At 63.0% G+C, this 15,863-nt stretch carries 14 protein-coding genes; 7 read left to right on the forward strand and 7 right to left on the reverse strand.

The annotated features are described in order from the left end of the window. Window positions 1–4 precede the first annotated feature (4 nt). Genes AC4BBN_RS15975 through AC4BBN_RS15985 form a run of 3 tightly spaced genes read right to left on the reverse strand, consistent with a single transcriptional unit; the run spans window position 5 to window position 3,306 of the window. Window positions 5–847, reverse strand: coding sequence for an amidohydrolase family protein (locus AC4BBN_RS15975; RefSeq protein ID WP_490592989.1), 843 nt, complete (start codon window positions 845–847; stop codon window positions 5–7). A gap of 28 nt (window positions 848–875) precedes the next feature. After that, a complete protein-coding gene (locus AC4BBN_RS15980; protein WP_490592990.1) occupies window positions 876–2,534 on the reverse strand; it encodes a (2,3-dihydroxybenzoyl)adenylate synthase in 1,659 nt (552 codons plus the stop codon). Between the two features lie 10 nt (window positions 2,535–2,544). Then, window positions 2,545–3,306 (reverse strand): SDR family NAD(P)-dependent oxidoreductase, encoded by a 762-nt coding sequence (locus AC4BBN_RS15985; RefSeq protein ID WP_490592991.1) that lies wholly within the window; start codon window positions 3,304–3,306, stop codon window positions 2,545–2,547. 298 nt (window positions 3,307–3,604) lie between these two features. Here AC4BBN_RS15985 and AC4BBN_RS15990 point away from each other — a divergent pair, with 298 nt between their 5' ends. From AC4BBN_RS15990 to AC4BBN_RS16015, 6 genes are all read left to right on the forward strand, one after another. Next, window positions 3,605–4,510, forward strand: coding sequence for a LysR substrate-binding domain-containing protein (locus AC4BBN_RS15990; RefSeq protein WP_490592992.1), 906 nt, complete (start codon window positions 3,605–3,607; stop codon window positions 4,508–4,510). Between the two features lie 207 nt (window positions 4,511–4,717). Beyond that, on the forward strand, window positions 4,718–6,310 hold the full coding sequence (locus AC4BBN_RS15995) for an ABC transporter substrate-binding protein (RefSeq protein WP_490592993.1): 1,593 nt from the start codon (window positions 4,718–4,720) through the stop codon (window positions 6,308–6,310). A 71-nt stretch (window positions 6,311–6,381) separates the two neighbouring features. Continuing rightward, window positions 6,382–7,410, forward strand: coding sequence for an ABC transporter permease subunit (locus tag AC4BBN_RS16000; protein WP_490592994.1), 1,029 nt, complete (start codon window positions 6,382–6,384; stop codon window positions 7,408–7,410). A gap of 142 nt (window positions 7,411–7,552) precedes the next feature. Continuing rightward, window positions 7,553–8,473 (forward strand): ABC transporter permease subunit, encoded by a 921-nt coding sequence (locus AC4BBN_RS16005; protein ID WP_490592995.1) that lies wholly within the window; start codon window positions 7,553–7,555, stop codon window positions 8,471–8,473. A 19-nt stretch (window positions 8,474–8,492) separates the two neighbouring features. Further along, a complete protein-coding gene (locus AC4BBN_RS16010; RefSeq protein WP_490592996.1) occupies window positions 8,493–9,467 on the forward strand; it encodes an ABC transporter ATP-binding protein in 975 nt (324 codons plus the stop codon). Next, window positions 9,464–10,441 carry a peptide ABC transporter ATP-binding protein gene (locus tag AC4BBN_RS16015; RefSeq protein ID WP_490592997.1) on the forward strand — a complete coding sequence of 326 codons (978 nt, stop codon included), beginning with the start codon at window positions 9,464–9,466 and terminating at the stop codon, window positions 10,439–10,441. Before AC4BBN_RS16010 ends, AC4BBN_RS16015 begins: the two co-directional genes overlap by 4 nt. A gap of 69 nt (window positions 10,442–10,510) precedes the next feature. Here the strand turns inward: AC4BBN_RS16015 and AC4BBN_RS16020 are convergent, their stop codons facing one another. The 4 genes from AC4BBN_RS16020 to AC4BBN_RS16035 form a co-directional block, all read right to left on the reverse strand. After that, a complete protein-coding gene (locus tag AC4BBN_RS16020; protein WP_490592998.1) occupies window positions 10,511–11,092 on the reverse strand; it encodes a sterol desaturase family protein in 582 nt (193 codons plus the stop codon). Next, a complete protein-coding gene (locus AC4BBN_RS16025; protein ID WP_490593640.1) occupies window positions 11,073–12,440 on the reverse strand; it encodes a class I SAM-dependent methyltransferase in 1,368 nt (455 codons plus the stop codon). Before AC4BBN_RS16025 ends, AC4BBN_RS16020 begins: the two co-directional genes overlap by 20 nt. A 129-nt stretch (window positions 12,441–12,569) precedes the next feature. Further along, window positions 12,570–13,145 (reverse strand): NADPH-dependent FMN reductase, encoded by a 576-nt coding sequence (locus tag AC4BBN_RS16030; RefSeq protein ID WP_490592999.1) that lies wholly within the window; start codon window positions 13,143–13,145, stop codon window positions 12,570–12,572. Window positions 13,146–13,344: 199 nt separating this feature from the next. Next, window positions 13,345–14,340: a LacI family DNA-binding transcriptional regulator gene (locus AC4BBN_RS16035; RefSeq protein WP_490593000.1), complete on the reverse strand. Its 996-nt coding sequence runs from the start codon at window positions 14,338–14,340 to the stop codon at window positions 13,345–13,347. Window positions 14,341–14,516: 176 nt separating this feature from the next. Here AC4BBN_RS16035 and gudD point away from each other — a divergent pair, with 176 nt between their 5' ends. After that, window positions 14,517–15,860: a glucarate dehydratase gene (gene gudD / locus AC4BBN_RS16040; RefSeq protein ID WP_490593001.1), complete on the forward strand. Its 1,344-nt coding sequence runs from the start codon at window positions 14,517–14,519 to the stop codon at window positions 15,858–15,860. Window positions 15,861–15,863: the final 3 nt, after the last annotated feature.

Here is a 15,863-nt window from a genome sequence, read left to right on the forward strand (position 1 = left end):
TACGTCAAAGGCCCAGCACACGCTCGGCGTTGCCGTGCATGATCTTTTCCATCACCTCGTCCTTGTAGCCCAGCTCGCTCCATTCACGCAGGATGCGCTCGTAGGGCAGGCTGGGGTAATCGCTGCCGAACATGATCTTGTCCTGCAGGCGCCCCCGGATGTCCACCTTGAGGTTGCCCGGAAAATGCTTGGGTGCCCAGCCAGACATTTCCCAGAACACATTGCCCTTGTGCAGCGCCACGGCCGTGGTTTCGTCCACCCAGGGCCAGCCGGGGTGGGCCATGATGATCTTCAGGTTTGGAAAGTCCGCCGCCAGGTCGTCAATGGCGCCGGGGTGCGCATGGCGGATGCGCGCACCGTGGCCGCCGGGCATGCCCGCACCCATGCCGGTGGTGCCCACATCAATCATTACCGCCGCGCCGAGTGCGTTGATCTCTTCAAACAGGTCGTAGTGGCGCCGGTCGTTCACCGCGAAGTGCTGCATGATGGGATGGAAGTGGAAGCCGATGAAACCGAGCTCCGTCACGGCCTTCTTCACCTGGCGGATGGCGACCTCGCCCTTCGCCGGCTCTACAGCGCCCCAGCACTGGATGACGCGCTGGGGGTGGCGCTGCCACATGCCGTGCACGTATTCGTTGGTGCAAGGCGGTGTGGCCACCGTGGTTTCGAGGTCGAGCGCCACCAGGCAGGCCTCTACACCAGCCGCAGCGAATTCGGCGATGACGCCGTCTTCGGTCTTGGCCACCCAGTCGCGCTTCCAGTAGCTTGCCAGAGCTTCGGGGTATGGGCCCTGGGCGTCGATCCAGGTTTGGGTGCCGGGGTAGCAGTGCAGGTCGATGATACGCATGGATATTCCTAAATTGATAGCTATAAGCCTAGGCCGCTACTGCGCCAAGCTCGGTTTTTATCTTGGCCGCTACGAGCTCGCCCAAGGCCTTCTTGGAGACCTTGCCGAAGGTGGACACCGGGAAGTCGGGCAACACTTCCAGCCGCTCGGGCAGCTTGAACTTGGCGATCTCGTGGGTTTTCAAAAACTCCACCAGCGCGGGTAACGTCAGCGATTGGCCGGCCTTCAGCACCACGTAGGCGCACATCTTTTCGCCCATGGCCGCATCGGGCATGGGGACACAGGCCACGTTCTGCACCGCCGGGTGCATCAGGATCAGGTTCTCGACCTCTTCCGCGCTGATCTTTTCACCGCCACGGTTGATCAAGTCCTTCTTGCGGCCCTCCACGATGTAGTTGCCCGAGGGGTGCTGGCGCATCAGGTCGCCGGAACGGTAGAAGCCGTCGGGCGTGAACTGGCGCGCGTTGTACTCGGGCACGCCGTAGTAGCCGCGCAAGGTATACGGGCCACGGCAGGCCAGCTCGCCCACCTCGCCCGGCGCCACGGTGTGGCCCTCGTCGTCGATCAGCTTGACCTCGTCGTCGTCGCAGACTGGGCGACCGCAGGTTTCCAGCAGCACGTCTTCAGCGTCGCCCTTGCGCACGAACATCAGCAGGCCTTCGCTCATGCCGAAGTTTTCTTGCACAAAGGCATTGGCAAATAGTTGGCGCGTGCGGATGCGCACCTCGGGCTGCATGCGCTGGCCGCCACTCTGGATTTGCTGCACCGACGTCACGTCAAAGTCGGCAATAGCGGGGTCGTTAATGAGCCGGATCAGCAGCGCTGGCACCACCTTCAAGTGCGTCACGCGGTGCTGCTGGATCAGCGCAAACATCTCCGCCGGCTTGGTGTTCGCATGCAGCACCACGGTGGCACCATTGAACAAAAAGCCCTGTATGCCCGGGCAGGCCAGCGGCAGGTTGTGGGCAATGGGCAGCACCAGCAGCAACACCGAGTCACCGCCCACGCCAGCCACTTCGGCTGCCACCTTGGAGTTGTAGGCGTAGTCGTTGTTGGTGCGCGGGATCAGTTTAGGGATGCCGGTAGTGCCACCCGACAGCTGGAAGATGCAGGGTGCCGTCGGGTCGATCTGGATGTCGGCCAGCATGCTCAGCGGCAAGGTTGCCGGGCGCTCGATCAAATCCACCAGCGAATGTTCGCCAGGACCAGGCTGGCCCAGCACGATGCGCAGCCGCAGGCAGGCGTGCTCGGCTTGCACGCGCTCAACCATGGGGCTGAAGCGGAAGTCGCCCAACTGGTCGGGGTAGACGCAGCAGCGGGCCTGCGATAGCTGGGTGAACTGGTTGATCTCTGTAAACCGGTGCGTCACCAGCGCGGCGATCGGGATGCAGCCTATCTTTTGCAGCGCAAAGTACAGCACCACGAATTCGGCCACATTGGGCAGCGTCGGGATCACCCGGTCCTGCGGCTGCAGGCCGAGTTCCAGCAGGTTCAGCGCCAGGTTGCTGCTTTGCCGGTCCAGCTCGGCATAGGTGTAGCGGCGCGCGCCGTCCACCAGCGAGGTGCGGCTGGCGAACTTGGCGAACACCGTGGCAAACTCTTGCGCCAGCGACTGGTCGCGCCAGTAGCCTTGGGCGCGGTAGCGTTGGGCAAAGTCGGCAGGAAAAGGTACGAATCCGTCGAGCATGGTGTTCTCCTCAGGTCGAGCTGGTAAAGCCGCCGTCGATAACGACCACTTCGCCAGTGACAAAGCGGTTAGCGGTAAGCAGGTTCAGCATGGTTTCCGCCACGTCGTCGGCGGTGACGCAGCGGCGCAGCGGCGTCTGCTTGGCGCGCTTGCCCATCAGGTCGTCGTATTTGTCGCCCAACATGCGCTCCATCCACTCGCCTTCCATCCAGCCGGGGGCTACGGCGTTCACGCGGATCTCGGGGCCGAGGTTCCAGGCCAGCATCTTGGTCATGCTGATGATGGCGGCCTTGCTGGCCGAATACGGCAGCGGCTGCGGGCCGGGGCGCAGGCCAACGATGCTGGCGGTAAAGACGATGGCTGGCTCCGTGCCCTTCTTCAGCAGCGGCACGGCGGCGCGGGTTACCTGAAAGTTGCCGCGCACGTTGACGGCAAAGGTGCGGTCCCACTCGGCCATGTCCAGGCTTTCCAGGTCTTTCACCTTCCACTTTGCAGTGGTGCCAGCGTTATTGATAAGGCCGTCAAGGTGGCCCCAGGCCGCGTCGATTTTCTGCAGCATGGCGCGGGCCGCAGCATCGTCGCTGACATCGCATTGCAGCAACAAGGTTTTGGCGCCCAGTGCCTGGGCTTCGACGGCGACCAGTTCGGCTGCGTGGGCGCTGGAGGAATAGTTGATGGCCACATCAAAGCCAGCGCGAGCCAGGGCCAGCACGGCACTGCGGCCGATACCGGTGGCGCCGCCCGTGACCAGGGCTTTTTTACGTTCAGTCATAGCAATCTCTCAAAGTGAGGAGGCAAGAAAAGTCCCCCCCCGCAGTGCGCGGGGTTTTAGACACGAAATAAGGTGGAACGGGCGCCAGCCTCAGGGGCTGGAAAGTCGCAAGAGCGCTGTGGTGTGCGTCGAAAGATCGCCAGGCGCGGCGAATGCTTGAAATGGCATGGTGTTGTCTCCTGTCGGCTCTGTGGTTCAGGCCTTGTTGGCACAACTTTAGGCAGCCTGGCCGATCTATCAAAGATGGCAAAATCCAAAACATGATTCGATTTCTGCATCCCCCCACCGGACACTGCCCATGAAGCTGGAACAGTTACAGCATCTGGTGGCCATCGTCGAGCACGGCAGCCTGCGCGCGGCGTCGCGGCGACTGCAGATACCGCAACCCGCATTGACACGCAGCGTGCGAACGCTGGAGAAGGAGCTGGGCGGTGCGGTGTTTCTGCGCGAGACCACCGGCATGGTGCTGACCGAACTGGGCCGGCGCTTCCATGTGCGCGCCAGCACCATCATCCACGAGGCACGGCGCGCGCTGGACGAGATCGCCCAGCACAGCGGTGACGACCGCGGCACGGTGGTGGTGGCGCTGTCCATCATGCCGCATGTGGGCATGTTGCCCTATGCGCTGAAGGCCTTCCGCCAGCGCTACCCCAAGGTACGCATGCAACTGATCGAGGGTTTGTTCCCCGATGCCGAAAGCGGCCTGCGCGACGGCACCATCGACTTCTACCTCGGCGCCGCTCCGCGCAACCCGCCGGCCCCCGGGCTGGCGGTGCAAAAGCTGTTCGACAACACCCGCACCGTAGTCTGTCGCAAAGGCCATCCCCTGGTAGGCTGCCGCTCCCTGAAGGAACTGGCCGGCGCAGATTGGGCCACCACCGCAGTGGACTATGACGCGGCGGACGATCTGCTGCGGCTGTTCAGCAGCCATGGCCTGGCCGCGCCGCAGGTGGTGCTACAGGCGCGTTCGGCCATGTCGGTGATGGTGGCGCTGGCGCACAGCGATCTGCTGGCCATGCTGCCGGTGCAGTGGGGCGAGTTTCCGTTGACGCGCGACACGCTACAGGCCATCCCCCTCGCGGAGCTGCTGCCCGCCCCGGCCATCGTGCTGGTCCGCCGCCCCGACCTGCCGCTGACGCCGGCGGCCGAATTCCTGTGCGATGTACTGCTGCGCCACGGGCCGGCCAGCACGCATTCAAAATAAATATGGCTCCAGCGCATATAAAGCCTGCGCCAGCAGCTATTTATTCCATAGCATTGACACCTAGGTGACACCCATCCACCGGGTGGCATAAAACCTGCAGATAATCTCGCCGGCAGACGCTGGGGTATCTACCAATCCCACCGCCGCACGATGCGAGCACCATCGCAGTGCACGTTTGCCTTTGCGTTTTGACATATTTGGAGAACCATGAAAAATTTGAGCAAACTGGTCGCAGCCCTGGGCTTGACCGTCGCCGCTTTGGCAACCCACGCCGCTGGCACCCTTGTCTATTGTTCCGAAGCCAGCCCCGAGGGCTTTGACACTGCGCAGTACACCGGCGGCCAAACCTTCGATGCGGCCGGCATGGCCATCTTCAACCGCCTGGTCGAGTTCGAGCGCGGCACCACCAAGGTGGTCCCCGCCCTGGCTGAGTCCTATGACAGCGCGCCCGACGGCCTGACCTACACCTTCCATCTGCGCAAGGGCGTGAAGTTCCACACCACCGAGAACTTCACCCCCAGCCGCGACTTCAATGCCGATGACGTGGTGTTCACGTTCATGCGCATGTTCGACAAAACAACGCCTTTCGCCAAGGCCTATCCGGTGCAGTTCCCCTATGCGGGCGACACCGGCCTGGACAGCAACGTCGCGTCGGTGCGCAAGACCGACGACAACACCGTGGTCTTCCTCCTGAAAAAGCCCGACCCTGATCTGCTGGCCAAGATCGCCATGCCGGTGTTCTCCATCCTGTCGGCTGAGCACGCCAACAAGCTGCTGGCCGCTGGCACGCCAGCGCTGATCAACCAGCAGCCCGTAGGCACTGGCCCCTACATCCTGAAGCGCTACCAAAAAGACTCGCAAATCCGCTACGCGGCCAACAAGCAGTACTGGAACGCCAAGGACATTAAGCTGGACAACCTGATCTTCGCTATCACCACCGATGCATCGGTGCGCGCCCAGAAGGTCAAGGCCGGTGAGTGCCAAGCCATGTCCTATCCCAAGCCACAAGACCTGGAAAGCCTGAAGGCCGACCCCAAGCTGAAGGTCATCACCGCGCCCGGCTTCAACATCGGCTACCTGTCGTACAACACTGAAAAGCCCATCACCGGCAAGCTGGAAGTGCGCCAGGCGCTGGACATGGCGATCAACCGCAAAGCCATCATCGAGGCCGTGTACCAAGGCCAGGGCCAGGAAGCCACCAACCCCTTCCCATCCTCGCTGTGGTCTTACAACCCGGCTTTGAAGAACGCTCCCACCAATATTGAAAAAGCCAAAGAGCTGCTGAAAAAAGCCGGCTACCCCGATGGCTTTGAGATCAATCTGTGGAGCATGCCAGTGGTGCGCCCCTACAACCCCAACGCCAAGCTGATGGCTGAGATGATCCAGGCCGACTGGGCCAAGATCGGCGTCAAGGCCAAGATCGTCAGCTACGAATGGGGCGAATACCTCAAGCGCATGAAGGCCGGCGAACAAGACGCAGGCCTGATCGGCTGGAGCGGCGACTACGCCAGCCCCGACAACTTCCTGGGCGTGCTACTGACCTGCGACGCCGTGGGCGGCAACAACTACGCGCGCTACTGCAGCAAGGAGTTTGACGGCCTGGTGCTGAAGGCCCGCAACAGCCTGGACCAAAAGGAACGCACCGCGTTGTACATGAAGGCGCAAGAAGTCTTCAAGCGCGACCTGCCCTGGTCCACCATTGCCCACTCCACCGTGAGCCTGCCCACCACCAAAGGTGTGGACGGCCTGAAGATCAGCCCGTTTGCTGTGTTTGACTTCGCGGGCGTGAGCTCCAAGTAACCCCCCAGCGTCCGTCTGGAAAGCAAGGTAGCGGCACAGTTCGTTACCTTGCTTTTTTGTTTTAAGCAGCTATGTTCTTCTACATCCTTAAACGCTTGGCCGTGGTGATTCCGACCTTCTTCGGTATCACCCTGCTGACCTTTTCCCTGATCCGCATGATCCCCGGCGACCCCATCGAAGTGATGGTGGGCGAGCGCACGCTAGACCCGGTAATGCACGCTGCGGCATTAAAGCAGCTCGGCCTGGACCAGCCGCTGCCGGTGCAGTACGTCCACTACCTGGGGCAGCTGGCGCAGGGCAACCTGGGCGCTTCGCTGAAGACGCAAATCCCCGTCTGGACCGAATTCAAAACCCTGTTCCCCGCCACGCTGGAACTGGCGCTGATGGCCCTGCTGTTCGCCCTGGTGGTGGGCATGGTGGCGGGTGTGACGGCGGCGGTCAAACGCGGCTCCATCCTGGACCACGGGGTGATGACACTGGCCCTGACCGGCTATTCCATGCCCATCTTCTGGTGGGGCCTGGTACTGATCATGGTGTTCTCCAGTGGGCTGGGCTGGACGCCGGTATCCGGCCGCATTGACCTGATGTTCGACATACCGCCCGACACTGGCTTTATGCTGATCGACGCCTGGCGCGCCCAGCGTGCCGACCCCGGCCTGAACGGAGGTGCACTGTGGGACGCCATCAAGCACCTGATCCTGCCGACCATCGTGCTGGGCACCATTCCGCTGGCGGTGATTGCGCGCATGACGCGCTCCAGCATGCTGGAAGTGCTGCGTGAAGACTATGTGCGTACCGCCCGCGCCAAGGGCTTGTCGCCCGCACGCGTGGTGTTCATCCACACGCTGCGCAATGCGCTGATACCGGTGCTGACCGTGATCGGCCTGCAAGTCGGCACGCTGATGGGCGGCGCGGTGCTGACCGAGACCATCTTCTCCTGGCCCGGCATCGGCAAATGGCTGATCGACGCCATCAGCCGGCGTGACTACCCGGTGGTGCAAAGCGGCATTTTGCTGGTCGCCACCCTGGTGATCACCACCAACTTCATCGTAGACATCTTGTACGGCGTGGCCAACCCACGCATACGTCACATGAAATGAGAACACCCCCAGGCTTGCGCGCTGCGCGTCGCCTCCTACCCCCTTGCAGGGGGCGATGCCTACGGTCCGGCAGAGCCGGTCCCGTGGCATCTCTGGGTGAACACGGCACGCCATCCGAGGCTCTCAACAATAAACCAAACATATGAACTCTTCTGCCCTCCCCGCCAGCGACGACCAAGAGTTCGCCCTGGCAACACCCCCTTCCGCCTGGAGCGAATTCTGGCGCAGCTTCTCCAAAAACAAAGGCGCCGTCGTCGGCCTGGCCTTCATGGCTATGGTCTGCCTGGCCGCGCTGTTCGCGCCCTGGGTGGCGCCGTATAGCCCGGTCGAGCAGTTCCGCGACCACTTCCTGGCACCGCCTGCCTGGGTGGCTGGCGGCTCCAGCCAGTTCCTGCTGGGCACGGACGAGGTGGGGCGCGACATCCTCTCGCGCCTGATCCACGGCGCGCGGCTGTCGCTGTTCGTCGGCTTCTTCTCGGTGCTGATGGCGCTGATCCCCGGCGTGGTGCTGGGCCTGGTGGCGGGCTTCTTCGGCAAGGCGCTGGACTCGCTGGTCATGCGCGTGATGGACATCATGATGGCCCTGCCCGCGTTGCTGCTGGCTGTTGCCATCATGGCGGTGCTTGGCCCTGGGCTGGGCAATGCGCTGGTGGCCATTGCCGTGGTGTCGCTGCCCGCCTATGTGCGCCTGACCCGCGCGTCTGCCATGACCGAGCTGAACCGCGACTACGTGACTGCCGCCCGTCTGTCGGGTGCTGGCACCCTGCGCCTGATGTTCGTCACCGTGCTGCCCAACTGCATGGCGCCGCTGATCGTGCACGCCACCATGGGCTTCTCGGCCGCGATTCTGGAAATCTCGGCACTGGGCTTTCTGGGCCTGGGCGTGCAGCCGCCGAACCCCGAGTGGGGCACCATGCTGGCCTCGGCGCGCGACTACATCGAACGCGCCTGGTGGGTCGTCGCCCTGCCTGGCCTGACCATTTTGCTGTCGGTCCTGGCGATCAACCTGATGGGCGACGGCCTGCGCGATGCACTGGACCCCAAATTGAAAACAGCGGCCTGATCCCGCGAAAAGAAACACGATGAGTTTGTTAAACATTAAAAATCTATCCGTAGAGTTCGGCCCGCAAGGCCGCGCTTTCCGGGCGGTGGACGGGCTGGACTTGGCCGTGTCCCAGGGTGAAATCGTCGGCATCGTTGGCGAATCTGGGTCCGGCAAATCGGTGACCATGATGGCCCTCATGGGCCTGCTGGACGGCCAGGGCCGCATAACCGCCGACACGCTGAATTTCGACGGTCAGGACCTGCTGAAGATCACGCCCGCCCAGCGCCGCAAGCTGCTGGGCAAAGACATGGCCATGATCTTCCAGGACCCGATGACCTCGCTGAACCCCAGCTTCACCGTGGGCTACCAGATCATCGAAGTGCTGAAGCAGCACCTGGGCCTGCGCGGCGCAGCGGCCACGGCCCGCGCCGTCGAGCTGATGGAGATGGTCGAAATCCCCGCCGCCAAAAGCCGCCTGGACGTGTACCCGCACCAGCTATCGGGCGGAATGAGCCAGCGCGTGATGATCGCCATTGCCATCGCCTGCAAGCCGCGCCTGCTGATCGCCGACGAGCCCACTACGGCGCTGGACGTGACCATCCAGGCGCAGATCATGGACCTGTTGGTGAACCTGCAAAAAGCCCACAACATGGCCCTGGTGATGATCACCCACGATCTGGCCGTGGTGGCCGAGGTAGCCCACCGCGTGGCCGTGATGTACGCCGGCCAGGTGGTGGAAACCGGCAAGGTAGACCGCCTGTTCGACCACCCGGCCCACCCCTATACCGACGCACTGCTGCAGGCCGTGCCCGAGCGCAGCCACGGCGCGCGCCGCCTGAGCACGCTCAAAGGCATGGTGCCCGGCCAGTACGACCGGCCCAAGGGCTGCCTGCTGTCGCCGCGCTGCCCGCGTGTACAAGACCGCTGCAAGTTCGAACGCCCCGCACTCACCGCGCACAACGGCGACGCCGTGCGCTGCTTCTTCCCGCTGAATGTGGAGGTGGCGGCATGAGCGCAATCGTTTTAGAGGCCAAGAACCTCACCCGCTACTACGCCGTGGCCCAGGGCGCCTTCAAGCCCAAGCTGCAGGTCAAGGCGCTGAACGGCATTTCCTTCCAGCTGCAAGCCGGCAAGACGCTGGCTGTGGTGGGCGAATCCGGCTGCGGCAAAAGCACGCTGGCCCGCGCGCTGACGCTGATCGAAGCGCCAACCTCGGGCAGCCTGGTGATGGACGGCCAGGCGCTGGACACCGCCAACCCCGCCCAGCGCAAAGCCATGCGCAGCAAGGTGCAGATGGTGTTCCAGAACCCCTATGCATCCCTGAACCCGCGCCAGAAAATCATCGACCAGCTGGCCGAGCCGCTGCTGCTGAACACCCAGCTCAGCGCCGCCGAGCGCACCGCCAAGGTCCATGACACCATGCGCCGCGTCGGCCTGCGGCCCGAGTTTGCCCAGCGGTATCCGCACATGTTCTCCGGCGGCCAGCGCCAGCGGATTGCGATTGCGCGGGCCATGATCTTGCAGCCCAAGATTCTGGTGGCCGACGAGCCCACCTCGGCGCTGGACGTGTCCATCCAGGCCCAGGTGCTGAACCTGTTCATGGACCTGCAGGAAGAGTTTCAGACCGCCTACGTGTTCGTGTCGCACAACCTGGCGGTGGTCGAGCATGTGGCCAACGACCTGATGGTGATGTACCTGGGCCGTGCGGTCGAGGTCGGCACCAAGGGTCTGATCTTCGAGCGCCCGCTGCACCCCTACACGCAGGCCCTGCTATCGGCCACGCCGTCGATCGACCGGCACCAGCGCAAGGTGAAGATCAAGATTACCGGCGAGCTACCCAGCCCGCTGAACCCGCCTACAGGCTGCGCCTTCCACAAGCGCTGCCCGCACGCCACGGCCCGCTGCTCGACAGAGGAGCCGCAGTTGCGCCCGCTGCTGGGTCGTGAGGTGGCCTGCCACCATGCGGAAAGCATTAACGCAGCGTAGTACGCCCGCTCTTTGCTATCAAAATAATAGCCTCTGGCGCAGTATTTATCTGCACCAGAGGCTATTTTCTTATTCGTACATACCGCACAGCGTCTTTTGGGAGAAGGCGGCCGGTGACAAGGTGCCAAACACCCGGTCCCAGAATGAACTGGTCACCCCGTAGCAACCGGGTTGCAAAGCGTGGTGGTGCAGCGCATGGCAGTACCGGCGATGCTTGAAGTAGAAGTCGATTTGCCGGTGGTGTACGTTGTGGTGTGTTACCGAATAGGCCAGGTAGCCCACCAGAATGCCCAGCGTCAGCGCACAGGCAATCCACAGGCCGCCAGCCACCCAGGCGGGAAGAAACACAAACGCAAATATCAATGTCGCGCTGAAAAACGTGGGCGTGTAGATCAATGCCTTGGGCTGCTGATGGTGCTTGGCGTGCCAGTCTTGAAACGGCTGTGCGCCATGCAACACAAAGCGATGCAGCACGTATTCAATGATGGTCCAGCTCCCCAGCCCCAAGGGCACACACACCGCCATGGCGAACCACTGTGCCCTAGGCCCATAGAGCAGCATCACCGCCATCAAAGCCACAATCGCCATTCCGTACAGCGACAAGTCCACCCGCCATGCAAACCGGCTGTGCTCAAGTGAAAAAATAGCCATATATTTCCTTGGCGCTTTCGGTCATTTCGGTCGTTGCGGGCCGCTCGTACAAGTCTTGGCGCGTCAGCGGCAATGCCGTTTCTGCGCCGCGCCGTGATGCCAATATCTGGTAGATGCCCGTGCCACCGGCTTCAAACTCCAAAGCGCAGGCCGCCATATACAGGCGCCAGACTCGGAACGTGGGCTCGTCCACCTGCTGCAGAGCGGCATCGCGGTTGGCTTCCAGCCGCTGCACCCAGTGCCGCAGCGTTAAGGCATAGTGGCGGCGCAGGGCTTCCACATCTTCGATTTCAAAGCCCGCACGCTCCATGCCCAGCTGGATGTTACTGACACAGTCAAACTCGCCATCCGGGAACACATAGCGGTTGATGAACTCAGTGGCCACCGTCTGGTTCCAGCCCTCTTCATCGTGCGTGATGCCGTGGTTCAGAAACAAGCCACCCGGCCGCAGCACCCTTTGCACCGTGGCCAGGTAGGTGGGCATATTGGCCAAACCCACGTGCTCGAACATGCCTACGCTGGCCACCTTGTCATAAACAGCATGGCCTTGCAGGTCGCGGTAGTCGCGCAGCTCCACCGTCACCAGGTGCTGCAGGCCCTGCGCGGCGACGCGTGCACTGGCGTAGTCGAACTGTTGCTGGCTCAAGGTGATGCCGTGCGCATGCACGCCGTGGTGTTGCGCGGCCCAGCACACCAGCGCCCCCCAGCCGCAACCGATGTCCAGTATGCGATCGTGGGGCTGCAGGCGTAGCTTGCGGCAGATGTGTTCTAGCTTGTTTCTCTGCGCCTGGTCTAGCGTGTCTTCCGGCGTCTCAAAGTACGCGCAGGAATACACCCGCTGCTCATCCAGCCACAGCCCATAAAAGTCGTTGGACACGTCGTAGTGGAAGGCAATCGCCGCCTGGTCTGAGACCCTGGAGTGCTTGTGTGTGAACTTGTCCGCAATGCGTGACACCATGCCGCTCGAAGCCCTGGCCGGTGGCCCCGCATGCGCAGGCAAGCGCCGCGCCTCCAGTAGCAAAGAGAGCTTGTCGCGCCAAGGCAAGGCGAGCGCCTCAAAATGCCCCTTCAGCGCAAGGGCACTGTAGAGATCGCCCTCCACATCCACCTGGCCCCGAAAGTACGCGTCAGCCAGCAATACCGGGCTTTTGGCGGTAATCAACTTGCGCAGCAGCGTCGGGTCGCGCAGCACCAGCGTAAAGGCGGATGCTTCCACACCCAGTGTGTGCAGCCTGTCGTTCCACAGCCGCAAGCTGGCCTTGCCTTCAAAGCCGTGCAGCAAGCGCTCAAAAATGCGGATGGCCAGATCGCAATGCGCCGTGGATTCGATTTGCGCGGGCGTGGGCATTGCACTGCGCAGCAGCGGCGCCGTCATGCGGCTGCCCCTAATGCACAGAGCGCACAAACCAGCGCGTAGATGCGGCCGTTTGGGCCGTAGTTGTGTGAGTGCGTGCACATGGGTGGCTTTGGCGCAGGCTTAGGCGGACGCCGTCTTGCCGGGCATCAGAGTCTGCTTCTGCACCCACGCCACGAAGTGGTCCATCCAGCTTTGCAAAAACTCTTTGCTTGCCGCGCCGATGTTGCCGTCTGCATCGAACAGGCCTTCTTTGCCATGGACGAAGGCTTCAGGCTGCCCCATCACAGGCACATCGAGGTACGCCAGTATGTTGCGCAAATGCTGTTGTGCCATCGCCGTGCCAATAGCGCCCACCGATATGCCCAATACCCCTGCCGGCTTGCCGGGCCACGCGCTGTGGCCGTAGGGGCGGGACGCATGGTCAATCGCGTTCTTGAGCACGCCCGGGATGGAGCGGTTGTATTCCGGGGTGACAAACAGCAAGCCTTGCGAGGCCGCAATGTCTTGCTTCAACCGAATCACGGTATCGGCCTGCTGGGCATCGTCATCCTGGTCATACAGCGGCAAGTCGCCAATTTCCACTGGTTTGAACGAAAAATGGGGCGGCGCCAGCCGGACGATGGCGTTGGCCAACTGGCAGTTCAACGAGTCTTTGCGCAAGCTGCCAATAACGACTGCGATTTGAAAGTGCTGCATGGATAGCTCCTGGGTGGTTCGATAGCCCAAGGTACAAGCAGCACGCACTGCGGTCTGTGCGATAGACAACGTAGCGATGGCCGGTGGCGCAATATGGCGCTACGGGATAATTGGCCAAATTGTTCGCTAGCGCAATCAGCACCTGCGCCGGCAGCTATGCTAAATGTAGCAATGTCCCCAATCGAACATAACACCGGCGCTAGGCCGTGCCCCGCTCCACAATCGAAAACCCGATGTCCACAATCGGCTCGGCAATCGCAATGCCATCGGCCCGGTCCACGATGTACTGGGCTGCCGTCTGGCCTATGCGCGTGCCGTCTATGCGCACGCTGGTCAGCGCAGGCTCCAGGCTGGCGGCGAAGCCCACGTCGCCCAGGCCGACGATGGCCAGTTGGCCGGGCACGCTGATGCCACGCGTTTGCGCTTCGATCAGCACGCCCAGGGCCAGCATGTCGGAGCTGCAAAACACGGCGTCGGGGGCCTCCGGGCGGCTGAGCAGCTCGGCCAGGCCCGCGCGCCCGGCACCCAGGGTGGTGGGCGGCGGGGTGAGGTACACCGGCACATCGGTCTGCCAACCCAGGCTGCGTGCCATGCGCTGAAAGCCGCTGTTGCGGCGGCGTGCGCGCTCGTCGTCGCCGCACATAAGGGCCGGCCGGCGGTAGCCGCGCTGGTGCAGATAGGCGCAGACCGCAGCGCCGATGTCTTCGTTCGAAAAGCCCACCAGCATGTCGATGGGTGTGGGCGTCAAGTCCCAGGTCTCCACCACCGGGATGCCGGACGCCAGCAGTTGGCGCCGCCCGGCGGCCGAATGCATGATGCCGGTGAGCACGATGCCGTCGGGCCGGCGGCGAATGATGGCGTCCAGCAGCGCGTCTTCGCGCGACTGCTCGTAGCCGCTCTGGCCGATCATGAGCTGGTAGCCCCGTGCGTCCAGCGCCTGGTTCAGCGACTGTATGGTTTCCTGGAACACCGGCCCCACCAGCGTGGGCAACACCGCCGCCACCAGCCGGGCGCGCGACGAGCGCAGGCCACCAGCCATGCCGTTGGGGATGAAGCCGGTGCGCTGCACCACCTCTTGTACCTTGGCCAGCGTGGTCGGCGACACCTGCTCAGGGTGGTTCAGCGCGCGCGACACCGTCATGGCGGAGACTCCAGCCAGGCGGGCAATATCGTGAACAGTCAGGGCTTGCGACATGCCTTAATGATAACAATAACATTCTTGGCAACGGGGTATTTTCAAACACGGGCTTACGTCCTACTCACTGGAGAATGCGGGTATACCCTCTATTTACAGCATTTTCCAGAAGCTATGCTTCACTTACTTTGTTATCGATAACAAACAACAATACCAACCCACTACATTCGTCGCCCATGTCCACTCCGTCTTCACATTCCACGCCCCGCATTACCGAACTTCGCGTGATTCCCGTTGCCGGCCACGACGACATGCTGATGAACCTGTCCGGGGCGCACGGCCCGTTCTTCACCCGCAACATTCTGGTGCTGACCGACAACTCCGGGCGCACCGGCGTGGGCGAGGTGCCCGGCGGCGAAAAAATCCGCCAGACGCTGGAAGACGCCCGCGCCTTGATCGTCGGCCAGTCCATCGGTAACTACCAGGCCGTCCTGAACGCTATGCGCAAGCAGTTCGCCGAGCGCGACAGCGGCGGGCGCGGCACCCAGACATTCGACCTGCGCGTGGCCATCCATGCCGTCACCGCCGCCGAGTCGGCCCTGCTGGACCTGCTGGGCCAGCACCTGGAAGTGCCGGTCGCCGCCCTACTGGGCGAAGGCCAGCAACGTGACGCGGTGCAGATGCTGGGCTATTTGTTCTACGTGGGCGACGCCAAAAAAACCAACCTGGCCTACCGCACCGAGCCCGGAGCCGACAACGCCTGGTTCCGCCTGCGCCATGAAGAAGCCATGACGCCCCAAGCCATCGTGCGCCTGGCCGAAGCCGCGCAAGAACGCTACGGCTTTCAGGACTTCAAGCTCAAGGGCGGCGTGCTGCCCGGCGACGAGGAAGTCGATGCCGTGGTGGCACTGCACGAACGCTTCCCCGAAGCCCGCGTCACGCTGGACCCCAACGGCGGCTGGCTGCTGAAAGACGCTATCCGCCTGGGCCAGCGCATGCGCGGCGTGGTCGCCTATGCCGAAGACCCCTGCGGCGCCGAGGGCGTGTACAGCGGCCGCGAAGTCATGGCCGAGTTCCGCCGCGCCACCGGCCTGCCCACGGCCACCAATATGGTCGCCACCGACTGGCGCGAAATGGCCCACAGCCTGGCCTTGCAATCGGTGGACATTCCGCTGGCCGACCCGCACTTCTGGACCATGGCCGGCTCCGTGCGCGTAGCCCAGCTATGCCAGTCCTTCGGGCTGACATGGGGCTCGCATTCCAACAACCACTTCGACATCTCGCTGGCTATGTTCACCCATGTGGGCGCAGCCGCACCGGGCAAGGTCACGGCCATCGACACGCACTGGATCTGGCAAGACGGCCAGCGCTTGACCAAAGAGCCGCTGCAGATCCAGGGCGGCTACGTGCAAGTGCCCAAGAAGCCCGGCCTGGGCGTGGAGCTGGACATGGTCGAGGTCGACAAAGCCCACCAGCTGTACCTGCAGCACGGACTGGGCTCACGCGACGACGCACAGGCCATGCAGTTCCTGATCCCCGGCTGGAAGTTCGACAACAAGCGTCCGTGCATGGTGCGCTGAAGG

The sequence above is a fragment of the Rhodoferax sp. SPJ21 genome, assembly GCF_058216335.1.

Bases quoted from the DNA above. Each gene is read 5' to 3' on its own strand.
- AC4BBN_RS15985 (WP_490592991.1), bottom strand. From the start codon at position 3,306: ATGACTGAACGTAAAAAAGCCCTGGTCACGGGCGGCGCCACCGGTATC.
- AC4BBN_RS16010 (WP_490592996.1), top strand. From the start codon at position 8,493: ATGAGTTTGTTAAACATTAAAAATCTATCCGTAGAGTTCGGCCCGCAA.
- AC4BBN_RS16000 (WP_490592994.1), top strand. From the start codon at position 6,382: ATGTTCTTCTACATCCTTAAACGCTTGGCCGTGGTGATTCCGACCTTC.
- AC4BBN_RS16025 (WP_490593640.1), bottom strand. From the start codon at position 12,440: ATGCCCACGCCCGCGCAAATCGAATCCACGGCGCATTGCGATCTGGCC.
- AC4BBN_RS16035 (WP_490593000.1), bottom strand. From the start codon at position 14,340: ATGTCGCAAGCCCTGACTGTTCACGATATTGCCCGCCTGGCTGGAGTC.
- AC4BBN_RS16020 (WP_490592998.1), bottom strand. From the start codon at position 11,092: ATGGCTATTTTTTCACTTGAGCACAGCCGGTTTGCATGGCGGGTGGAC.
- AC4BBN_RS16005 (WP_490592995.1), top strand. From the start codon at position 7,553: ATGAACTCTTCTGCCCTCCCCGCCAGCGACGACCAAGAGTTCGCCCTG.
- AC4BBN_RS15990 (WP_490592992.1), top strand. From the start codon at position 3,605: ATGAAGCTGGAACAGTTACAGCATCTGGTGGCCATCGTCGAGCACGGC.
- AC4BBN_RS16015 (WP_490592997.1), top strand. From the start codon at position 9,464: ATGAGCGCAATCGTTTTAGAGGCCAAGAACCTCACCCGCTACTACGCC.
- AC4BBN_RS15980 (WP_490592990.1), bottom strand. From the start codon at position 2,534: ATGCTCGACGGATTCGTACCTTTTCCTGCCGACTTTGCCCAACGCTAC.
- AC4BBN_RS16030 (WP_490592999.1), bottom strand. From the start codon at position 13,145: ATGCAGCACTTTCAAATCGCAGTCGTTATTGGCAGCTTGCGCAAAGAC.
- gudD (WP_490593001.1), top strand. From the start codon at position 14,517: ATGTCCACTCCGTCTTCACATTCCACGCCCCGCATTACCGAACTTCGC.
- AC4BBN_RS15995 (WP_490592993.1), top strand. From the start codon at position 4,718: ATGAAAAATTTGAGCAAACTGGTCGCAGCCCTGGGCTTGACCGTCGCC.
- AC4BBN_RS15975 (WP_490592989.1), bottom strand. From the start codon at position 847: ATGCGTATCATCGACCTGCACTGCTACCCCGGCACCCAAACCTGGATC.